10 protein-coding genes and 3 rRNA genes are annotated in these 20,602 nt (G+C 67.5%); 7 read left to right on the top strand and 6 right to left on the bottom strand.

Going from position 1 to position 20,602, the window contains the following annotated elements:
* The first annotated feature begins 43 nt into the window (after nucleotides 1-43).
* Both ABD832_RS25635 and ABD832_RS25630 read left to right on the top strand, forming a co-directional pair.
* Complete coding sequence (locus ABD832_RS25635; protein WP_344899760.1) at nucleotides 44-847, top strand: class I SAM-dependent methyltransferase; 804 nt, start codon at nucleotides 44-46, stop codon at nucleotides 845-847.
* Between the two features lie 52 nt (nucleotides 848-899).
* Nucleotides 900-1,274: a VOC family protein gene (locus ABD832_RS25630; RefSeq protein ID WP_344899758.1), complete on the top strand. Its 375-nt coding sequence runs from the start codon at nucleotides 900-902 to the stop codon at nucleotides 1,272-1,274.
* 151 nt (nucleotides 1,275-1,425) lie between these two features.
* Here ABD832_RS25630 and ABD832_RS25625 read toward each other — a convergent pair whose 3' ends face one another.
* On the bottom strand, nucleotides 1,426-1,890 hold the full coding sequence (locus ABD832_RS25625; protein WP_344899756.1) for a hypothetical protein: 465 nt from the start codon (nucleotides 1,888-1,890) through the stop codon (nucleotides 1,426-1,428).
* A 235-nt stretch (nucleotides 1,891-2,125) separates the two neighbouring features.
* On the opposite strand from ABD832_RS25625, the gene ABD832_RS25620 reads away from it, so the two are divergent.
* Nucleotides 2,126-2,575 (top strand): GNAT family N-acetyltransferase, encoded by a 450-nt coding sequence (locus tag ABD832_RS25620; RefSeq protein WP_344899754.1) that lies wholly within the window; start codon nucleotides 2,126-2,128, stop codon nucleotides 2,573-2,575.
* A gap of 154 nt (nucleotides 2,576-2,729) precedes the next feature.
* Here ABD832_RS25620 and ABD832_RS25615 read toward each other — a convergent pair whose 3' ends face one another.
* Together ABD832_RS25615 and ABD832_RS25610 are read right to left on the bottom strand one after the other, a co-directional pair.
* Complete coding sequence (locus tag ABD832_RS25615) at nucleotides 2,730-4,745, bottom strand: molybdopterin-containing oxidoreductase family protein (protein WP_344899752.1); 2,016 nt, start codon at nucleotides 4,743-4,745, stop codon at nucleotides 2,730-2,732.
* A gap of 37 nt (nucleotides 4,746-4,782) precedes the next feature.
* Complete coding sequence (locus tag ABD832_RS25610) at nucleotides 4,783-6,537, bottom strand: M20/M25/M40 family metallo-hydrolase (protein WP_344899750.1); 1,755 nt, start codon at nucleotides 6,535-6,537, stop codon at nucleotides 4,783-4,785.
* A gap of 1,055 nt (nucleotides 6,538-7,592) precedes the next feature.
* On the opposite strand from ABD832_RS25610, the gene ABD832_RS25605 reads away from it, so the two are divergent.
* Nucleotides 7,593-10,019, top strand: a complete 2,427-nt coding sequence (locus tag ABD832_RS25605; protein WP_344899748.1) for a lysylphosphatidylglycerol synthase transmembrane domain-containing protein — start codon at nucleotides 7,593-7,595, stop codon at nucleotides 10,017-10,019.
* Between the two features lie 107 nt (nucleotides 10,020-10,126).
* Here the strand turns inward: ABD832_RS25605 and mgrA are convergent, their stop codons facing one another.
* Entirely contained in the window at nucleotides 10,127-11,155 is a 1,029-nt protein-coding gene (mgrA, locus tag ABD832_RS25600; RefSeq protein WP_344899746.1) for an L-glyceraldehyde 3-phosphate reductase, read from the bottom strand.
* A complete protein-coding gene (locus tag ABD832_RS25595) occupies nucleotides 11,152-13,212 on the bottom strand; it encodes a S9 family peptidase (protein ID WP_344899744.1) in 2,061 nt (686 codons plus the stop codon). The genes mgrA and ABD832_RS25595 overlap by 4 nt, the downstream gene beginning before the upstream one ends.
* Nucleotides 13,213-14,145: 933 nt before the next feature.
* On the opposite strand from ABD832_RS25595, the gene ABD832_RS25590 reads away from it, so the two are divergent.
* The 3 genes from ABD832_RS25590 (at nucleotide 14,146) to rrf (ending at nucleotide 19,395) form a co-directional block, all read left to right on the top strand.
* A 16S ribosomal RNA gene (locus ABD832_RS25590) occupies nucleotides 14,146-15,670 on the top strand.
* A gap of 410 nt (nucleotides 15,671-16,080) precedes the next feature.
* A 23S ribosomal RNA gene (locus tag ABD832_RS25585) occupies nucleotides 16,081-19,211 on the top strand.
* Nucleotides 19,212-19,278: 67 nt separating this feature from the next.
* Nucleotides 19,279-19,395 (top strand): 5S ribosomal RNA (gene rrf, locus ABD832_RS25580).
* The 16S, 23S and 5S rRNA genes sit together here, the layout of an rRNA operon.
* Before the next feature lie 404 nt (nucleotides 19,396-19,799).
* Here the strand turns inward: rrf and ABD832_RS25575 are convergent.
* Nucleotides 19,800-20,594, bottom strand: coding sequence for a PhzF family phenazine biosynthesis protein (locus ABD832_RS25575; RefSeq protein WP_344899742.1), 795 nt, complete (start codon nucleotides 20,592-20,594; stop codon nucleotides 19,800-19,802).
* Nucleotides 20,595-20,602 lie beyond the last annotated feature (8 nt).

The following is a 20,602-nucleotide window of genomic DNA, read 5'->3' as shown; positions in this document are numbered from 1 at the left end:
GGGCGGGGCCGCGGTCCCCGCCGCGTTCTCGTAGGCTCCCCGCATGGACGAGCGGTGGCGGGCCGACCTGGAGCGGTGGGGCATCCCCGAGGAGATCGCGGCCAGGGCTCCGGCCGACCCCTGGGGGCACTCGGCGGCCCGGTTCGCCGGGCGTACCGACCGTGCCCTCGCGGCCCCCGGGGGGCCGACCCTGGCCAGGGCGGGCGAGGCGCTGCCGCCGGGCGGGAGCGTGCTGGACGTGGGCGCCGGAACCGGCGCGGCCTCGCTGCCGCTCGCCCCCGCGCCGGGCGAGCTGATCGCGGTCGACGTCTCCGCCGAGATGCTCGCCGACCTGACCTCCCGGGCCGCCGCGCTGGGCGTCCCGCTGCGGACCGTACGGGGCCGCTGGCCCGACGTCGCGGACCGGACCCCGGTGGCGGACGTCGCCGTCGCCGCCCACGTCGTCTACAACGTGCCGGACCTGGCCGCCTTCCTGACGGCGCTCACCGGTCACGCCCGCCACCGGGTGGTGCTGGAGCTCACCGAACGGCACCCGATGAGCTGGCTCAACCCGCTGTGGCGGCGTTTCCACGGCATCACCCGCCCGCTGCGGCCCACGGCCCACGACGTGATCGCCATCGCCGAGGGGCTCGGCCACCGGGTCCGCCACGAGTCGCGCCCGGCCCCGCTGCCCCGCTTCGACCGGCTGGAGGATCTCGCCGAGAGTGCCTGCCGGAGGCTCTGTCTCGGCCGCGAGCGCGCCGGCGAGGTCATCGCCGCGGTCGTCGAGCTGGACATGTGGCCGGTCCCCCGCGACCGGTGGTTCACCCTCTGGTGGGAGCCTGCGTCCGGTCCGGACCCCCGGTAGAGCAGGCGAAAACCTGCTTGACGGCTTTGGTGGTGACGGCTTGGGTGGGCCCATGATTGAGGTTCACTACGTGACATTCGACTGTGCCCGGCCCTACGAGGTGGCGACCTTCTGGCGCGACGCCCTCGGCCTGCGGTTCCACCCCGAGACGGACAAGGACGAGGACGACGAGTTCCTCCTCCAGGGCGACACCCTGAATCTTCTGTTCATGACGGTCCCCGAGGGCAAGACGGTCAAGAACCGCCTTCACCTGGACGTCACGGCCTCGCCGGACAGCACCCGCGAGAAGGAGGTCGAACGCCTGCTCGGACTCGGCGCCACGATCTTCGACGACCTGCGCAAGCCCGACGGCAGCGGCTGGGTCACGATGCTCGACCCCGAGGGCAACGAGTTCTGCGTCTGCCGCGCCGAACACGAGAGGAAATAGCGCCGGGCACCACGCGACCGGCACCGAGGACCACGGGAACCCGCACCGGGCACCGGACAGGGGCGCCGAGGGCCCACGACCGGGCGTGCCGCGGGACCCCGCGGGCCCCGAGGGGCCGCGCGGGTCACCACCGGGGCCGCGGCCGTACGGTTCATCGACCGTCCGGCAGCGACCGCTGGCCGCGTCCCTTGAGGGCGACGGCCAGGACCGCCGTGATCAGGTAGACCGCCAGGCCGCCCTGGAGGGCGTCCAGCGCCGCGCCGAACACGCCCTCGCCGTCGAGGATGAGCTGCACCGGGTACAGGAGCGTCGCGGCGCCGAGCGCGGGGTAGAGCGAGAATCTCCAGGGGTGGCGCAGCGCCCACAGGCGGGCCTGCCGGGTCACCCGGTCCCCGATCTCGGGCTTGCTGATCGCGCCGATGGCCGCGATCAGCGAGAACACGCCGATGCCGACCGCCAGGGACCAGGCCAGGCTGTCCCCTCCGCCCAATATGCTCACCCCGAAGCTGGTGACCGCCAGCGCGCCACCGGCCACCGCGGCGGTCTTCCAGGGAGCGCCGCGCAGCGCCGCTCCGGCGAGGGACATCTCGTCACGTCGAGTCAGTTCGTCGTTCATGTCATCAGCGTGCCTGTCGTGCCCCTGTGTTCACATCGGGGAGCGACCCTGGTTGTTCCCGGGGTCACCGTGCCGGGGACGCCGCTCGTACCGGTGACGTGACCGGTACGTTCGCGCGGCAAGCGAGGACGTGTCCGAGGTGCCCGCGCGGGAGCCGGGATGTGACCCGGGCGCCGCGCGGGAGGCGGACGCCCCGGGTACGGGAGGCTCCGCCGTTCCGGATAGTTTGATCGTCATGCCGGTGGAGTTCCGTATCGCCCGTGCCGAGGACGTCCCGATCATCGTGGCCATGCTCGCCGACGACGTCGTCGCGGCCGGTCGCCAGGGCGATTTCGGCGACGAGCACCGCGCCGCCTTCGAGCTCGTCGACGCCGACCCCGGCAACGAGCTGATCGTCGCCGAGCTGGACGGCGAGGTCGTGGGCACCATGCAGCTCACCTACATCCCCGGCATCTCCCGTCGCGGCGCGCTCCGGATGCAGATCGAGGCGGTCAGGATCGCCTCCGGCCTGCGAGGACGGGGACTGGGCCGCACGATGATGGAGTGGGCCCTCGACCGCGCTCGCGCCCGTGGCTGCACCCTGGTCCAGCTCACCACCGACAAGAGCCGCACGGACGCCCACCGCTTCTACGACTCCCTCGGCTTCGTGGCCTCCCACGAGGGGTACAAGCTCTCCCTGACCTGACCCCGGGGACGCCCCGGCCGTGATCCCCCGGGCTCGCGGAGCCCGCGGCCGTGCTTCGAGGGCCGTGATCCCCGCGGCCGTGCCGTGACGGTCGTGCCCCCCGCACCCCGGGGCCTGCGGACATCACCGACACCCCTGCCGGGACGCGGTGCCGTCACCCCGCGTCGCAGGGGCCGATCTCGACGAGGTTGTCGTGGTAGACGGCGCCGCGTCCCATGTCGGCGTCGCGCGCGCCCACCACGGCGTTCGCCGTGGCACCCCCCGGGCTCAGCTTGCGCCAGTGCCCCTTGGTGGACGCGACCACGCCGGGCCGTACCTTCTCGCTGATCTCGACGACCGCCTCGAACGCGCCCGCGTCGTTGAAGACCCGGGCCCGCTGCCCGTCGCTCAGCCCCCGCGGCGAGGCATCCTCGGGGTTGACCAGGACCCGCGGGCCCTTCGAGCGCCGCAGCAGCTCCGGGTTGTTGCCGAACGTGGAGTTGAGGAACGTGTGCGAGGCGGGCGTGACGAGCGCCAGCGGGTACGGCCCGAGTGCGGCCGAGGCCGTCCGCGGGGGGACGTAGGCCGGTCCCGGGGCGAACCGCATCCGGCCCGAGGGCGTCGGGAAGCCGTCGGCGAACGGCGCGAAGGGCCGGGGCACGTTGAGCCGGACCCAGCCCTCCTTGCGCAGCCGGTCGACCGTGATCCCGTCCAGCGACGGGTGGCCCGAGGAGAGCAGCTGCTCGGCCAGCTCCAGGTCGGAGTCGTACAGGGACGGCTCGGTGAGCCCCATGTGCCGCGCCAGGCGGCGGAACGTCTCGGTGGTGGACAGGCACTCGCCCGGCGGCGCGACCGCGGGCTCGTTCCACGCCAGGTACATGTGGCCGTAACCCGCGTGCAGGTCGGCGTGCTCGATCTGCATGGTGGCCGGGAGCACGATGTCGGCGTGGTCGACGGTGTCGGTCGGGAACTGCTCCATCACCACCGTGAACAGGTCCTCGCGCAGCAGCCTCTCGCGGATCCGGTTCTGGTCGGGGGAGGAGGACATCGGGTTGGCCGCGTACACCCACAGGCACTTCACCGACTCGTCCAGCTCGTCGGCCAGCCGCGTCATGGTGAGCGTGCGGACCGGCCGGGCCAGCAGGTCCTCGCGGGTGTCGATGTTCAGGTGCAGGTGCCCGCTGGTGGAGTACGCGATCCCGCCGCCCGGACGGCGCCAGTCGCCGGTCACGCCGGGGATGGAGGCGATCGTGCGCACGGCCGTGCCGCCGCCCGCGTGCCGCTGTATCCCCATGGTGGCCCGGATGCCGGTGGGCCGGGTGTGGGCCAGCCGCAGGCCCAGGGCCCGGATGTCGGCCTCGTCCAGCCCGGTGATCCCCGCCACCCGCGCCGGGGGGTGGCGGAGGATCTCCGCGCGGAAGTCCTCCCAGCCGCTGGTGTGGTTCTCCAGGAAGTCGCGGTCCTCGGCGCCCTCGGCCAGGACCACGTTCAGCAGTCCCAGGGCGAGGGCCGCGTCGGTGCCCGGCCGGATCGGCAGGTGCTCGTCGGCCTGCTCCGCGGTACGGGTGCGGATCGGGTCGATCGCCACCACGTACGCCCCGGCCGCGCGGCCGTCCTGGATGAACTTCCACAGGTGGTGCCCGCTGGTCAGCGTGTTCGTGCCCCACAGCAGGATCAGCCGGGAGTCGGCGAACGTCTCCGGGTCCATGCCGCCGGGCGTGCCGTAGACCTGCTCCAGCCCGGTGTTGCCGGCCGAGGAGCAGATGTTCAGGTAGTGCCTGGAGGCCCCCAGCACGTTCCACAGGCGCCGGCCCGCGATCCCCTCCGTCCCCTGGAGGTAGCCCAGCGTGCCGGTGCCCGCGTAGGGCCAGATGGCCTCGCCGCCGTGGCGCTCGACGATGTCGCGCAGCCGTACGGAGATCTCCTCCAGGGCCTCGTCCCAGCCGATCCGCTCGAACCTGCCGGAGCCCTTGGGGCCGATCCGCCGCATCGGGTACAGGATGCGGTCGGACGCCGCGGCGTGCTCCAGGTAGCGGTTCACCTTCACGCAGAGCGCGCCGCGGGTGTAGGGATGCTCGGCGTTGCCGCGCAACGTGACGGCCCGGCCGTCCCGGACGGTCACCACCCAGGAACAGGTGTCGGGGCAGTCCAGCGGGCACGCCCCCAGCACTCGCAATTCGCCTGACGACATGTCCCGACTGTAACGCCGCCGCCCGGGACGGCACACGTCACCCCAGAACGCCAGCGTGGGCGTGGGTGTCGTGGTCGTGGGCGTGGCCGTCCCTCAGCCCGCCGCCGCCCGTCCTCGGCCCGCCCGGCAGCCGGCCACCCCACCACCACTCGCCGATCCTGTCGCCACCGGCTCTGCCGGCACCGATCCTCGGTCCGCTCGTCCTCGGTCCGTCCGTCCCGGGCTCGCCTGTCCTCGGCGCGCTCGTCCTCGGCCCGCCGGTCCCGAAGGAGCCGGCCGTGTCCCCGCCGGGCAGGTCGCCGGCGTAGGCGTAGCTGAACGCCGCGGCCGCGATCGCGCCGGTGTTCACCGCCAGCGCCAGGTCGCCGATGTTGGCGATGGTGTCGCACGCCTGGTGGTAGCACTTGTCGTAGGCCGTGCCCGCGACGCCGCCGAACTTCGCCGCCTCCTCGGGAGACTTGATGCCCTCGGCGCCGGTGAAGAGCCCGCCCGACGGGATGCCGACCGCGATGAACGGGCCGTAGTCGGACCGGCCGGTGAACTCGGAGTCCTGGTACGGCTGCCCGATCGCCTTGAAGTACGCCTCGAAGAGCTGCTCGATCTGGGCCGACCCCGCGGGCGGCCTCGACTCGCTGTCCGGGTCCGAGGAGTCCCCGTCGTAGATCCCGAAGACGTGGTTCGGTGAGGCGATCATGTCGAAGTTCAGGTAGAGCCTGATCTTCGCCCTCTCCGCGGGCGGGAGGGCGGCCACGTAGTGCTTCGACCCCAGCAGCCCCAGCTCCTCGGCGCCCCAGAAGGCGAAGCGCAGCCGGTTCCGCGTCCGCAGCGGGGCCGCCGCCAGCGCCGTCTCCAGCACGGCCGCGCTGCCGGAGCCGTTGTCGTTGATGCCCGGGCCCGCCGCGACGCTGTCCAGGTGCGCGCCGAGCATGACCACCCTGTCCGGGTCACCGTGACGGGACTCGGCGATGACGTTGCGGGTCCTGCGGTCGGGGGCGCTGTCGGCGTCCACCGAGAGCGACACGGTCGTGCCGCGCGCCGCCAGCGCCGCGCCCGTGGCGAAGTCGGCGCCGAGCGCCGGGATGGTCACCGACGAGGCGTTGAGCGAGCCGTTGATCAGCGGCCTGCGGTCGGCGGTGCCCTCGCCGATCTGGCCCTCGTTGAAGATGATCACCGCGGAGGCGCCGGCCGCCTGGGCCAGCTCCGCCTTGACCTCGAAGCTGCAGGTACCGCGCTGCATCAGCGCGATGTGGCCCCGGACGAACCCGGCGAAGTCGCTCGCCTCGCACCCGGAGGTCGAGCTCGGCGTCCTGCTCGGCGGCAGGGTCAGGTCGACCCCCTGCACCGGCGCGGTCACCTTCCCCGAGCCGGAGTACGTCATGGTCCTGAACTGGACACCGGGCTCGTACGTCGTGGCGGTGGGCGAGACCCGGCGCAGCACGGGCGGCGTCCGCTCCTGGAAGAAGGAGATCTTGAACTCCTGCATGGTCACCCGGTAACCGGCGGCGCGCAACCGGTCCGCGACGTAGTCGGCCGAGGCGTCGTACCCGGGCGTGGCCGCGGCCCGGATGCCGCCGGCGGCGTCGGCGATGCTCTGGAACCTCTCCAGGTGCCGCCGGACGGACGCGATCTTGATCGATTTCCCGAACGTCTCCGCGTCCGGCGGAAGGGGCGTCGCGGCGGGTGCCGGGACGGCGGGCGCCGCGACGGCGGGTACGGCGGAGACGGTGGACAGGGCCATGACCGCGGCCGCGAGGATCGCGACCGGCATCCCCCCGGGGGCACGTGCGCTCATGCGGAACTCCTCTGCGTGGAACGAGCGGCCGCCCTTCCCCGGCCCGGCGGGGCGGAGTCACGACGGGAGCCCTCGCTCCACGGGCGAGGGGGGACACGGCCGCGAAGGGGAGTTCCCGTCCCTTGGACACGCCCGCACGGGCCGTCGGCGGGCGACGGAACAGACCGTCAGCCTTTCAGGCCGTCACCCGTTAAATCCAGCGTTTCCGCAGCTAGGAGGGTCAATTCTCCATCTGTGACAGGTACGCTGTGTTCGTCTGGTCTTCCTCGCCCGAGCTCTGAGCCCCGAGCCCCGAGCCCCGAGCTTTAGATCCTGAACCCTGAGCCGCGGGCTCACAGCCGGAGCGCGGAACTCGGTGCTCAGGAACCAGGGCTCGGGATCCGAGGCTCGGGCCTGCGTGAACCGGACGGCCGGCCCTGTCGCCGGAAAGGGCGGGGGACAACCGTAGACCGATCACCGGCACGCCGACGGTGTTCCCTGGCCTTCCCTGATGTTCCGGCGGCCTTCCCGGGGGTTCCCTGGTGCTCCGCCGGCCTCGCCCGGGGGTTTCCTGGTGTTCCGGTGGCGTTCCGGCGCCTCCCGGCCACCGCGGCCGAGCCCGCGCGGGGTGCCGCCCGCGCACCCGGCCCGACCGGCCACCGCTCCACCGGCACGACGCCACCCTCCGACGACCCGGCCACCCTCCGACCCGGCCACCGTCTCGTCGTTCATCGCGTCGTCGTCCACTGTTCCCCCGTTCGCCGTGACCGGAGTCTCAGCGGCGCGCGACCCTTGCTCCACGGTCCCCGGGGCCGCCTTCCCGCCGTCCGCACGGCCGGCCCCGCCCGGCCCCGCCCGGTCGCCGGCCGGAGCGACGATCGGGGCGACGACCGGGGCGAGGACCGGCATCGCGGCACGACGCGTTTTCCGATCACGGGGCCCAGGATGGAGGCGGGGACGTTCACGGCCGACGCGGGTCCTCGGAGGCCACTGCGACGCGCAAGGCCACGATTGTGGACACTGAAGGAGTAGATCGGTGACGCACCTGTGATGCGGACCATGCAGAATCGCTGGCGGTGACGGAAATCAAGGAGCTGGGCGAGACGACGTCCACCGGCGGGACACCGCCGGTGCCGGACGGCGATACCGTCGTGCGCGTGGTCGAGCCGCTGCTCCCGCAGCGGATCCGGCGGCCCTCGGACCTGCTGCGCTTCCTGGCGACCCTGCTCGCGCTCGTCGCGGTGATCCTGCTCGCCCTGGTCGCCAAGAAGACCCTGAACGGGCTGGAGGGCGACGTCGCCGACGGCACCAACCGGGCGCCCTTCCTGCTCAGCGGCCTGGCCGGGGTGCTGAGCGCCTCGGCGATGCTGGGCGTCCCCGTGGCCTTCGCCATCGAACGGGTGTTCCACCGTGACGGGCTCCGGGTGGCCGAGGGACTCTTCGCCGCCATCGCCGCCATGGTGCTCTCGTACGTGCTCGGCGAGTGGATCGTCAACGCCGGCCCCGAGGACCTGCGGCTGCTGCTGACCGGCAACCGGGAGGGCGTGGAGCCGGTCGACACGCTGCTGACCCCGATCATCGCCTACGTCACCGCGGTGAGGATCTCCCGCCGTCCCACCTGGCGCGCGGCCCTGTGGAGCGCGGTCGCGCTCAACGCCGTCGCCCTGTTCGCCGGGCTCGCCGCGACCATCCTGGGCATCGTTGTCTCCATCCTGGTCGGCCTGGCCGTCGGCTACGCCACCCTGTACGGCGTGGGCAGTCCCAACACCCGCCCCCCGGGCAGCGCGGTCGTCTCCGCGCTCCGCAAGCTGGGCTTCTCCCCGGTCAGGGCCCACCGGCTCGACGACGACCACCAGAGCAGCCGCCGCTACGCCGTCGAGCTGAAGAACGGCAGCCGCCTCGACGTCACCGTCCTGGACCGGGACCGCCAGGTCGCCGGGGTCCTCTACCGCCTCTGGCGGCGCATCCGCCTCAACTCCGAGACCCGCCGCAAGGCCATCCGCTCGCTCCGCGCCGAGCTGGAGCGCGAGGCCCTCATGGCGTACGCGGCGCAGGCCGCCGGGGCGAGCACCCCCCGGCTGCTGGGCACCAGCGAGATCGGCAGCGAGGCCGCGCTGCTCGCCTACGAGCACACCCCCACCCGCGCGCTCGACGACATCCCCGACGACGAGATCGACGACAACCTGCTGGCCCAGATCTGGGAGCAGGTCCTGCTGCTCCAGGTCCAGCGGCTCGCCCACCGCCGGCTGACCGGCGACAGCATCCACGTCGACGCCGAGGGCCGGGTCGTCCTGATGGACGCCCGCAGCGGTGAGATCGCCGCGGGTGACCTGCTGCTCCGTCTCGACATCGCCCAGCTGCTCACCTACCTCAGCCTCCGGGTCGGAGCCCGCAGGGCCGTCGAGGCCGCCGCGGCCGGGGCCGGTCCCGGCGTGCTCGCCGACGCGCTCCCGCTGCTCCAGCGGATCGCGCTGACCCGCGAGACCAGGACCGCGCTCAACAAGAACAGGGGGCTGCTCACCGAGATCCGCGAGCAGATCGTCGAGCTCAGGCCGAGAGCCGAGGCCGACGAGGTCCGCCTGGAGCGCTTCCGCCCCCGGACGCTGATCACCATCATCGCCACCGCGTTCGCCGCGTACTTCCTGGTCTACTACCTGACGCAGATCAACCTCAACATGATCACGTCGGCCAAGTGGAGCTGGACCGGGGTGGCGCTGGTCGCCGCGCTGCTGAGCTACGTCGCCGCCGCCCTGATGCTCAAGGGCTTCGTCCCGGAGAAGCTGCCCCTCGGCCGTACCGTGCTGGTCCAGTTCGCCGGGTCGTTCGTGAAGCTCGTCGCGCCCGCGGCGGTGAGCGGTGTCGCGATCAACAGCCGCTACCTGCAGAAACGCGGCATCCCGCTCGGGCAGGCGGTGGCCAGCGTGGGCGCCTCCCAGCTCATCGGGCTGGTCTTCCACATCATGCTGCTCCTGCTGTTCGCCTACATCACCGGTTCCAACACGGCCTCGTCGTTCACCCCGTCGCGCACGCTCGTGATCGCGTTGCTCGCGGTGGCCGTGCTGGTGGTGGCCGTGGTGAGCGTGCCGCGCCTGCGCCGCCTGATCACCTCGCGGCTCCGCTCGCTGTTCTCCGGCGTCATCCCGCGCCTGCTGGACGTCCTGCAGTCGCCCGCGAAGATCGCCGAGGGCTTCGGCGGCACCCTGCTGCTCACCCTGTTCTTCGTGATCTGCCTGGACGCCTCGGTACGCGCCTTCGGCGGCTCCCTCAACATCGCCGCCGTCGCCATCGTCTTCCTGGCCGGGAACGCCATCGGCTCGGCCGCCCCCACCCCGGGCGGCCTCGGCGCCGTCGAGTTCTCCCTCTCGGTCGGCCTGACCCTCTCCGGCCTGCCCGCCGAGGTCGCCACCCCGGCCGTGCTGCTGTTCCGGCTGCTGACCTTCTGGCTGCCGGTGCTGCCGGGCTGGGCCTCCTTCACCTACCTGCAACGGCACGGGGCCCTGTGACCCCGCCTCGCTGACCTCGGGCGGGCCGTACGGGTCCGGCGGGCCTTGAGGACCGCGAACCCATGCGTACCCCGGCGGCCTGTACGGACCGCCGGGGTACCGGGGGATCAGGCCTCGCTGGACCTGGCCCAGAGGTTGACGCCCGCATCGACCGCGTCCTTGTCGATGGCCGCCAGCTCGTCGGCCTCGAACGAGAGGTTCTCCACCGCCGCCAGGCTGTCCTCCAGCTGGGTGACGCTGCTCGCGCCGATCAGCACCGACGTGACGCGCCGGTCGCGCAGCGCCCACGCCAGCGCCATCTGCGCCAGCGACTGACCGCGTCCGCCCGCGATCCCGTTCAGGGTGCGGACGTGCCGCATCGTCTCCTCGGTGAGCATCTCCGGGGTGAGGAAACGTCCCAGCGAGGCCCGCGACCCCTCGGGGACGCCGTTCAGGTAACGATCGGTCAGCATGCCCTGCGCCAGCGGGGAGAACGCGATGCAGCCCACGCCCTCCTCCTCCAGCACGTCGAGCAGCCCGCCCTCGATCCAGCGGTTCAGCATCGAGTACGACGGCTGGTGGATCAGCAGCGGCGTGCCCATCTCCCGCAGCAGCCGCGCCGCCTCGGCGGTGTGCTCGGGCGAGTACGACGAGATGCCCGCGTAGAGCGCCTTGCCGGACCGGACCGCGTGGTCCAGTGCCCCCATCGTCTCCTCCAGCGGCGTGTCCGGATCGAACCGGTGGCTGTAGAAGATGTCGACGTAGTCCAGGCCCATCCGCTGCAGCGACCGGTCCAGGCTGGAGAGCAGGTACTTGCGCGACCCCCACTCGCCGTACGGGCCGGGCCACATGTCGTAGCCCGCCTTGGTGGAGATGACCAGCTCGTCCCGGTACGGCGCGAAGTCCTCGCGCAGGTGCCGGCCGAAGTTGGTCTCGGCCGACCCGGGAGGCGGGCCGTAGTTGTTGGCCAGGTCGAAGTGGGTCACCCCCAGGTCGAAGGCCCTGCGCAGGATGTCCCGCTGGGTCTCGAAGGGCTTGTCGTCGCCGAAGTTGTGCCAGAGCCCCAGGGAGACGGCCGGGAGCTTGAGCCCGCTCTTGCCGACCCTGTTGTACGGCTGCCGGTCGTCGTACCTGTCGTCCGCCGCGATGTAGGTCATCGGTCCGCCTTCGCCGTGTCGAGGATCCAGGAGAGGGTGAACGCCTCTTCGCGCCAGGCGTCGTACCTGCCGCTCCGGCCGCCGTGCCCGGCGCCCATCTCCGTCTTGAGCAGGAACGGCCCGCCGCGCGCGACATCGCGGAGCTTCGCGATCCACTTGGCGGGCTCGTGGTAGAACACCCGGGTGTCGTTGAGGCTGGTGATCGCCAGGATGGGCGGGTAGACCCGGTCGTCGACGTTCTCGTACGGCGTGTACGACCTCATGTACGCGTACACCTCGGGATCGTGCAGCGGGTCGCCCCACTCGTCCCACTCGATCACGGTCAGCGGCAGCGACGGGTCCAGGATCGTGTTCAGCGCGTCCACGAACGGCACCTCCGCCACCACCCCGGCGAACGTCTCCGGCGCCAGGTTGGCGACCGCGCCCATCAGCAGCCCGCCCGCCGAGCCGCCCCTGGCGACCACGGGCCCGGACCAGCCCGACGCCTTGAGGTGCTCGGCGGCGGCGACGAAGTCGGTGAAGGTGTTCTTCTTCTTGGTGAACTTGCCGTTCTCGTACCAGTGACGGCCCATCTCGCCGCCACCCCTGACGTGCGCGACGGCGAAGACGAGGCCCCGGTCGAGCAGGCTGAGCCGGGCGATCGAGAACGAGGGGTCGATCGAGATCTCGTAGCTGCCGTAGCCGTAGAGCACGGTGGGGGCCGGACGCTCGGTGCCCTTCCTGAGGACGATCGAGATCGGCACCTGGGTGCCGTCCGGAGCGGTCGCCCACTCACGGAACTGCTCGTAGTCGTCGGGGTCGTACCCGCCGAGCACGGCCTTGCGCTTCAGCAGGACCAGCTCGCCCGCGCCGAGGTCGTAGTCGTAGACCGACGGCGGGGTGATCATGCTGGTGTAGCCGAGCCGCAGCCGCCCGGTGACGAACTCCGCGTTGCCCGACGGGGCCACGTCGTAGATCGGCTCGGGGAAGGGGATCTCGTACGGCTCCCCGGAGCGGGGCAGGATCCGGATGCCGGTCTGGCCGTTGCGGCGGAAGTGCACGACGGTGTGGCCCTCGAAGGCGTCCACGTCGAGCAGCCGGGTGTCGGTCCGGTGCGGGATCAGCGGCGTCCAGTCGCCCGGGGCGTCGAGCGGCGCGGTGGCCAGCTCGAAGTTCTCCGCATCCCGGTTGTGCAGGACCAGGAAGTGGTCGCCCGCGTGATCCACGCCGTACTCCACGCCGGTCTCCCGGGGACGTACGACACGGAACTCCCCGGCAGGGTCGTCGGCCTCCAGCAGGCGCACCTCACTGGTGATCTTGCTTCCGGCGGAGAGGATCAGGTAGTGCTCGCTGCGGCTGAGCCCGATGCCGACCCAGAACCGCTCGTCGATCTCCTCGTGGACGAGGACGTCGTCGGCGGCCGGGCTCCCGATCGCGTGCCGGTGGACCTGGTTGGGCCGCCACGCCTCGTCGACCGTCGTGTAGAAGAAGCTCGTGCCGTCGGCCGACCAGGCTCCGCCGTAGAAGATGCCGGGGATCTCGTCGGGCAGCGTCTCACCGGTGAGGAGGTTCTTCACCCTGAGGGTGAAGCGCTCGTCGCCGGTGAAGTTGGTGGAGTACGCCATCAGGGTGCCGTCGGGGCTGACCGAGCTGGTCCCGATCGAGAAGAAGTCGGAGTCGCCGGCGAGCTCGTTGCCGTCGAGCAGGATCTCCTCGCCCGGAAGGGGCTCGTCCGCCTTGAGCTCCGGAGGGGTCTCACCGTCCGCCGCCACCCGGCACTGGATGCCGTACTGCTTGCCCTCCTCGGTACGGGAGTAGTACCACCAGCCGCCCTTGCGGGTGGGGACCGAGAGGTCCGTCTCCAGGGTGCGCCCCTTGATCTCCTGGAAGAGCGTCTCCTGAAGGGGCTTGAGGTGGGCGGTCGCCTCCTGCGTGTAGGCGTTCTCCGCCTCCAGGTAGGCCACCACATCCGGGTCGTCCTTGACCGTCAGCCACGCGTAGTCGTCGACCACGGTGTCTCCGTGGTGCACGCGCTCGCTGGGAACCTTTTTCGCCGTCGGCGGCATCTGGCTGCTCACCCGGCCGAGTCTATGTTTCCGCCGGTGCCTGTTCGGGTCCGTCCGCCCAGCCGGCCCGTCCTGCCCGGAGGATCGATCGTGCGGTACGTCCGCCCCTCGGTGTGAGGACCGGGGAGCCGGGGACGAGGGTCAGCGTCCTCGGTGCTCGCGATCCTGGGCCGAAGGGTTCAGGGCCGCCGTCCCTGTCGGGGGAATACGGTCGTGGAGTCGGCCGTTGGACCTGGAGCGACCGGCGAGGGCTGTCAGGTGAGACTCGGTCCGGTCCTCTGTTCGAGGAATACGGTTGCGAGGCCGGTCGTTGTACAGGGAGCGGCTGGCGAGGGCCGCGGATGCGACCGAGCCGGGTCCTCCGACCGGGGAATACGGACGTGAGGTTCGGCGTTACGTCTCGAGCGGTCCGTGAGGGCTGCTAATCTTTTGATGTCGGCGGGGTCCGGCGCAAACCACTCAAATCACTTCGGTGACTTCCGTATGGCTTGTGTCGTGTCCATCGTCCCTCCCTTTGAAACCCATGGTTCCAGAGCCGGTTCGCAGAGCCGCTCGGAGGCTGGTAAGTTCAAGGGGTGGCTCCGGAAACGGAGCGGCCGGAATTCCAGAAGCACCGCGAGATCGAATCGACCGACTTGAAACGGGCCGGTTTGACACGAAAAAGCGGGGCTGAAAGAATAAAGGCACAACGAAAGAACAAAAAGAATACCAAATGGAACGCCTCTGGTGGTCGGCCGGTTGTTCGGTCGGGGACCGGGTGTACGCGTCCGTTTCTTGAGAACTCAACAGTGTGTTAAAAGCCAGTGCATGAAGCACAACCCTGTCCTAACCACTCCTTTGCGGGGTGGGGGACGGATTCCTTTGGTTGAACATCCATCGCGTTCCCGGGCCTTGTGTTCCGGGGATGGTGGTGGGCTTTCAGCCGGGTAAGGACTGTTCAGACATTGTTTGGAGAGTTTGATCCTGGCTCAGGACGAACGCTGGCGGCGTGCTTAACACATGCAAGTCGAGCGGAAAGGCCCTTCGGGGTACTCGAGCGGCGAACGGGTGAGTAACACGTGAGTAACCTGCCCCTGACTCTGGGATAAGCCCGGGAAACTGGGTCTAATACCGGATATGACACATGTCGGCATCGATGGTGTGTGGAAAGTTTTTTCGGTTGGGGATGGACTCGCGGCCTATCAGCTTGTTGGTGGGGTAATGGCCTACCAAGGCGACGACGGGTAGCCGGCCTGAGAGGGCGACCGGCCACACTGGGACTGAGACACGGCCCAGACTCCTACGGGAGGCAGCAGTGGGGAATATTGCGCAATGGGCGAAAGCCTGACGCAGCGACGCCGCGTGGGGGATGACGGCCTTCGGGTTGTAAACCTCTTTCAGCAGGGACGAAGTTGACGTGTACCTGCAGAAGAAGCGCCGGCTAACTACGTGCCAGCAGCCGCGGTAATACGTAGGGCGCAAGCGTTGTCCGGAATTATTGGGCGTAAAGAGCTCGTAGGTGGCTTGTCACGTCGGGTGTGAAAGCTTGGGGCTTAACTCCAGGTCTGCATTCGATACGGGCTGGCTAGAGGTAGGTAGGGGAGAACGGAATTCCTGGTGTAGCGGTGAAATGCGCAGATATCAGGAGGAACACCGGTGGCGAAGGCGGTTCTCTGGGCCTTACCTGACGCTGAGGAGCGAAAGCGTGGGGAGCGAACAGGATTAGATACCCTGGTAGTCCACGCTGTAAACGTTGGGCGCTAGGTGTGGGGACCTTCCACGGTTTCCGCGCCGTAGCTAACGCATTAAGCGCCCCGCCTGGGGAGTACGGCCGCAAGGCTAAAACTCAAAGGAATTGACGGGGGCCCGCACAAGCGGCGGAGCATGTTGCTTAATTCGACGCAACGCGAAGAACCTTACCAAGGCTTGACATCGCCCGGAAAGCTTCAGAGATGGAGCCCTCTTCGGACTGGGTGACAGGTGGTGCATGGCTGTCGTCAGCTCGTGTCGTGAGATGTTGGGTTAAGTCCCGCAACGAGCGCAACCCTTGTTCAATGTTGCCAGCAACATCCTTCGGGGTGGTTGGGGACTCATTGGAGACTGCCGGGGTCAACTCGGAGGAAGGTGGGGACGACGTCAAGTCATCATGCCCCTTATGTCTTGGGCTGCAAACATGCTACAATGGCCGGTACAGAGGGTTGCGATACCGCAAGGTGGAGCGAATCCCTAAAAGCCGGTCTCAGTTCGGATTGGGGTCTGCAACTCGACCCCATGAAGTCGGAGTCGCTAGTAATCGCAGATCAGCAACGCTGCGGTGAATACGTTCCCGGGCCTTGTACACACCGCCCGTCACGTCACGAAAGTCGGCAACACCCGAAGCCCGTGGCCCAACCAGCTTGTCTGGGGGGAGCGGTCGAAGGTGGGGCTGGCGATTGGGACGAAGTCGTAACAAGGTAGCCGTACCGGAAGGTGCGGCTGGATCACCTCCTTTCTAAGGAGCACCGGCCCTTCCACCGATCCCTTCGGGATGGTGGGGGTCCAACGTCACGATCAGGGACGCCTGTTTCCTGCGTGACACGCTCATTAGTGGAGCACTGGCTACTCAACCGGGCCTGATCGGCCGGATCTTGCTAGTACCGCCCTTGGTTCGCCGAGGGAGTGGGAGCGTGAGAGTCGGGGGTCGTCCTGGTTGAACACACTGTTGGGTCCTGAGGAAACGGACACCAGGTGAGCCCGCTGAGGCGGGCTTGCTGTCTGTTTGACCCTCATGCAGGACCGATCATCTGCCAGACCAGCTTGCCTGTTGCTGCCTTTCGAGGCGGTGGGGTGGGTGTTGGTGGCAGGGGTGGTGGGTTGCTGTTTGTTGTTTGAGATTTGCATAGTGGACGCGAGCATCTTTGTGGCCAAGTTTTTTAGGGCACACGGTGGATGCCTTGGCATCAGGAGCCGATGAAGGACGTGGGAGGCTGCGTTAAGCCCCGGGGAGTCGCCAACCAGACTTTGATCCGGGGATGTCCGAATGGGGAAACCTAGCACCAGTCATGTGGTGTTGCCTCCGCCTGAATGTATAGGGCGGTTGGTGGTAACGCGGGGAAGTGAAACATCTCAGTACCCGTAGGAAGAGAAAACAAATAGTGATTCCGTGAGTAGTGGTGAGCGAAAGCGGATCAGGCTAAACCGTAGGCGTGTGATAGCCGGCAGGCGTTGCGTTTACGGGGTTGTGGGACCCTCTTACGGTTTCTGCCGAGACCGTGAACAGTAAGAAATCCTTCCGATAGCTGAAGCTTCTGGGAAGTGGCGCCGTAGACCGTGAGAGTCGGGTAGGCGAAATTGGTTGGACTGTTGGAGGGGATCCCAAGTAGCACGGGGCCCGAGAAATCCTGTGTGAATCTGCCAGGACCACCTGGTAAGCCTAAATACTCCCTGATGACCGATAGTGAACAAGTACCGTGAGGGAAAGGTGAAAAGCGCCCCGGTGAGGGGTCGTGAAATAGTACCTGAAACCGTGTGCCTACAAGCCGTAGGAGCGTAAACACTTTTCGGAGTGTTTGTGATGTGACTGCGTGCCTTTTGAAGAATGAGCCTGCGAGTTATGGTGTGTGGCGAGGTTAACCCGTGTGGGGGAGCCGTAGCGAAAGCGAGTCTGAAGAGGGCGTTTGAGTCGCATGCTGTAGACCCGAAGCGGAGTGATCTAGGCATGGGCAGGTTGAAGCGCGGGTAAGACCGCGTGGAGGACCGAACCCACCAGGGTTGAAAACCTGGGGGATGACCTGTGTTTAGGGGTGAAAGGCCAATCAAACTCCGTGATAGCTGGTTCTCCCCGAAATGCATTTAGGTGCAGCGTCGCGTGTTTCTTGCCGGAGGTAGAGCACTGGATGGCTAATGGGCCCGACAAGGTTACTGACGTCAGCCAAACTCCGAATGCCGGTAAGTGAGAGCGTGGCAGTGAGACTGCGGGGGATAAGCTCCGTAGTCGAGAGGGAAACAGCCCAGACCACCGACTAAGGCCCCTAAGCGTGTGCTAAGTGGGAAAGGATGTGGAGTCGCAGTGACAACCAGGAGGTTGGCTTAGAAGCAGCCACCCTTGAAAGAGTGCGTAATAGCTCACTGGTCAAGTGATTCCGCGCCGACAATGTAGCGGGGCTCAAGTACACCGCCGAAGTCGTGGCATTCACACTTTTAGTCTGGCAGCTTGTCTGTCTAGGTGTGTGGATGGGTAGGGGAGCGTCGTGCGGCCGGGGAAGCAGCGGAGTGATCCAGCTGTGGAGGCCGTGCGAGTGAGAATGCAGGCATGAGTAGCGAATCAGAAGTGAGAAACTTCTGCGCCGGATGACCAAGGGTTCCTGGGGCAGGCTAATCCGCCCAGGGTAAGTCGGGACCTAAGGCGAGGCCGACAGGCGTAGTCGATGGACAACGGGTTGATATTCCCGTACCCGCTACGATGCGCCAATACTGAATCCAGTGATACTAAGGGTCCTTAAGTCCCCTGTTGGCCTTCGGGCTTGGGGTGAGGCTGAACGCCTGGCCTGAACTGGTAGTAGGTAAGCGATGGGGTGACGCAGGAAGGTAGCCCAGCCCAGGCGATGGTTGTCCTGGGGTAAGCATGTAGGACGTGTTGTAGGCAAATCCGCAACGCATTAAGTCTGAGATGTGATGCCGAGCCGATTGTGGCGAAGTGGGTGATCCTATGCTGCCGAGAAAAGCCTCTAGTGAGTGTCGTGGCGGCCCGTACCCTAAACCGACTCAGGTGGTCAGGTAGAGAATACTAAGGCGATCGGGTGAACTGTGGTTAAGGAACTCGGCAAATTGCCCCCGTAACTTCGGGAGAAGGGGGGCCTTCGCTGGTGATCACACTTGCTGTGTGAGCTGGTGGGGGTCGCAGAGGCCAGGGGGAAGCGACTGTTTACTAAAAACACAGGTCCGTGCGAAGTCGTAAGACGATGTATACGGACTGACGCCTGCCCGGTGCTGGAACGTTAAGGGGACCGGTTAGTGGGGTTTACTCCGCGAAGCTGAGAACTTAAGCGCCAGTAAACGGCGGTGGTAACTATAACCATCCTAAGGTAGCGAAATTCCTTGTCGGGTAAGTTCCGACCTGCACGAATGGCGTAACGACTTCCCCGCTGTCTCAACCGCAGACCCGGCGAAATTGCACTACGAGTAAAGATGCTCGTTACGCGCAGCAGGACGGAAAGACCCCGGGACCTTCACTATAGCTTGACATTGGCGTTTGGAACGTCTTGTGTAGGATAGGTGGGAGACTGTGAAGCTGTCACGCTAGTGGTGGTGGAGTCATTGGTGAAATACCACTCTGGTCGTTTTGAACGTCTAACTTCGGTCCGTGATCCGGATCAGGGACAGTGTCTGGTGGGTAGTTTAACTGGGGCGGTTGCCTCCTAAAGAGTAACGGAGGCGCCCAAAGGTTCCCTCAGCCTGGTTGGCAATCAGGTGTCGAGTGTAAGTGCACAAGGGAGCTTGACTGTGAGACCGACGGGTCGAGCAGGAGCGAAAGCTGGGACTAGTGATCCGGCGGTGGCATGTGGAAGCGCCGTCGCTCAACGGCTAAAAGGTACCCCGGGGATAACAGGCTGATCTTCCCCAAGAGTCCATATCGACGGGATGGTTTGGCACCTCGATGTCGGCTCGTCGCATCCTGGGGCTGGAGTAGGTCCCAAGGGTTGGGCTGTTCGCCCATTAAAGCGGTACGCGAGCTGGGTTTAGAACGTCGCGAGACAGTTCGGTCCCTATCCGCTGCGCGCGCAGGAGACTTGAAAGGAGCTGTCCCTAGTACGAGAGGACCGGGACGGACGAACCTCTGGTGTGCCAGTTGTTCCGCCAGGAGCACGGCTGGTTGGCTACGTTCGGAAGGGATAACCGCTGAAAGCATCTAAGCGGGAAGCTCGCCTTGAGATGAGGTCTCCCACCACGAGAGTGGGTAAGGCTCCCGGGAGACGACCGGGTTGATAGGCTGGAAGTGGAAGCGCAGTAATGTGTGGAGCTGACCAGTACTAATAGGCCGAGGACTTGACCACAAAGCATATGCTCGCGTCCACTAGGCAATTCTGAGACAGCAAACAGTGTTTGTGTGTTTCATAGGGTTACGGCGGTTATGGCGAAGGGGAAACACCCGGTTACATTCCGAACCCGGAAGTTAAGCTCTTCAGCGCCGATGGTACTGCACCGGGGACGGTGTGGGAGAGTAGGTCACCGCCGGACAATCTTTTTGAAGGCCCCCACCGTTGGTGGGGGCCTTCGTATTTCCAGGGGTCTCCAATCCCCCTGCAATTCCCTTCCAAGCCGTCCGTGGCAGTCTTACGGATGTGACAGATACGTCAGCTACCGGCCCTGTGGACAGGGATCGCAGTGCTCCGGCCCGAAACCCGTGGCGAAGCCGTCGCGGCGGACCGGCCGTGATGGGCGCTCGTCACGATCGGTCCACCGCGCCGGCTTCGAGACGCTCGCGGGACGACCGGGAGAACGGCCGGTGGGGCGTCCACCACGATGTCCGTCGTGACGGTCATCAAGCCGGCCCGCACGACGACCGATCCTTCCGCTGTCCGGGAACACCGGTCCACGGAACCGCCGGCGCACGTTCCGTCGCCGTACCGGTGACCGGGGTTCTAGGCGTGCAGCTCGCCGGAGAGTACCGTTACCGCGCGTCCTGCCAGCTCGACCCGGTCACCCCGCACGGTCGTTCGGACGACACCGCCGCGCTGGGAGAGCTGCGCTCCCACCAGGGTGTCGGATCCCAGCTTGGACGCCCAGTACGGCGCGAGCGCGCAGTGCGCGGAACCCGTCACCGGGTCCTCCGGAACCCCGACCTTGGGGGCGAAGAACCGGGAGACGTAGTCGACGCCGGTCCGCGAGCCCTTGGCGCGGGCCGTGACGATGACTCCCCGCGCCTCGACCTGCTCCAGGGCCCGGAAGTCGGGAGCCGCCTCCACCACGGCGTCCTCGGACTCGACCTCCACGAGGTAGTCCCAAACATTTTTTCCGGCCCAAACAGGTTTAACCCCGAGCGCAGCGATCAGGGGAGGGGGAGGACCCACCTCTTGGAGTAGTTTTGCCGGGAAATCCATGTTGATTAATCCGGATTTATCCCTGGTCACGGACAGGATTCCACTCTTCGTTGAGAATTCGAGGGTTTCTCGGACCGTTCCCGTGGAATACAGCACATGCGCCGCGGCCAGGGTCGCATGCCCACAGAGGGCCACCTCGGTCACCGGTGTGAACCAGCGGAGCGAGTACGGACTCCCGTCCTCGCCTCCGAGCAGGAAGGCCGTCTCGGAGTGCCTCATCTCCGCCGCCACGGACTGCATCCAGGCGTCGGGGACCGGATTGCCGAGTACGCAGACCCCGGCGGGGTTACCCTTGAAAAATTCATCGGTAAACGAATCGACCGTGTAGACGAGCATGTCCCCGA

Source organism: Streptosporangium longisporum, assembly GCF_039534895.1.
Lineage (GTDB): Bacteria > Actinomycetota > Actinomycetes > Streptosporangiales > Streptosporangiaceae > Streptosporangium > Streptosporangium longisporum.
The sequence above is the reverse complement of the archived record's forward strand: the minus strand, read 5'-3'. Positions and strand labels throughout refer to the sequence as shown.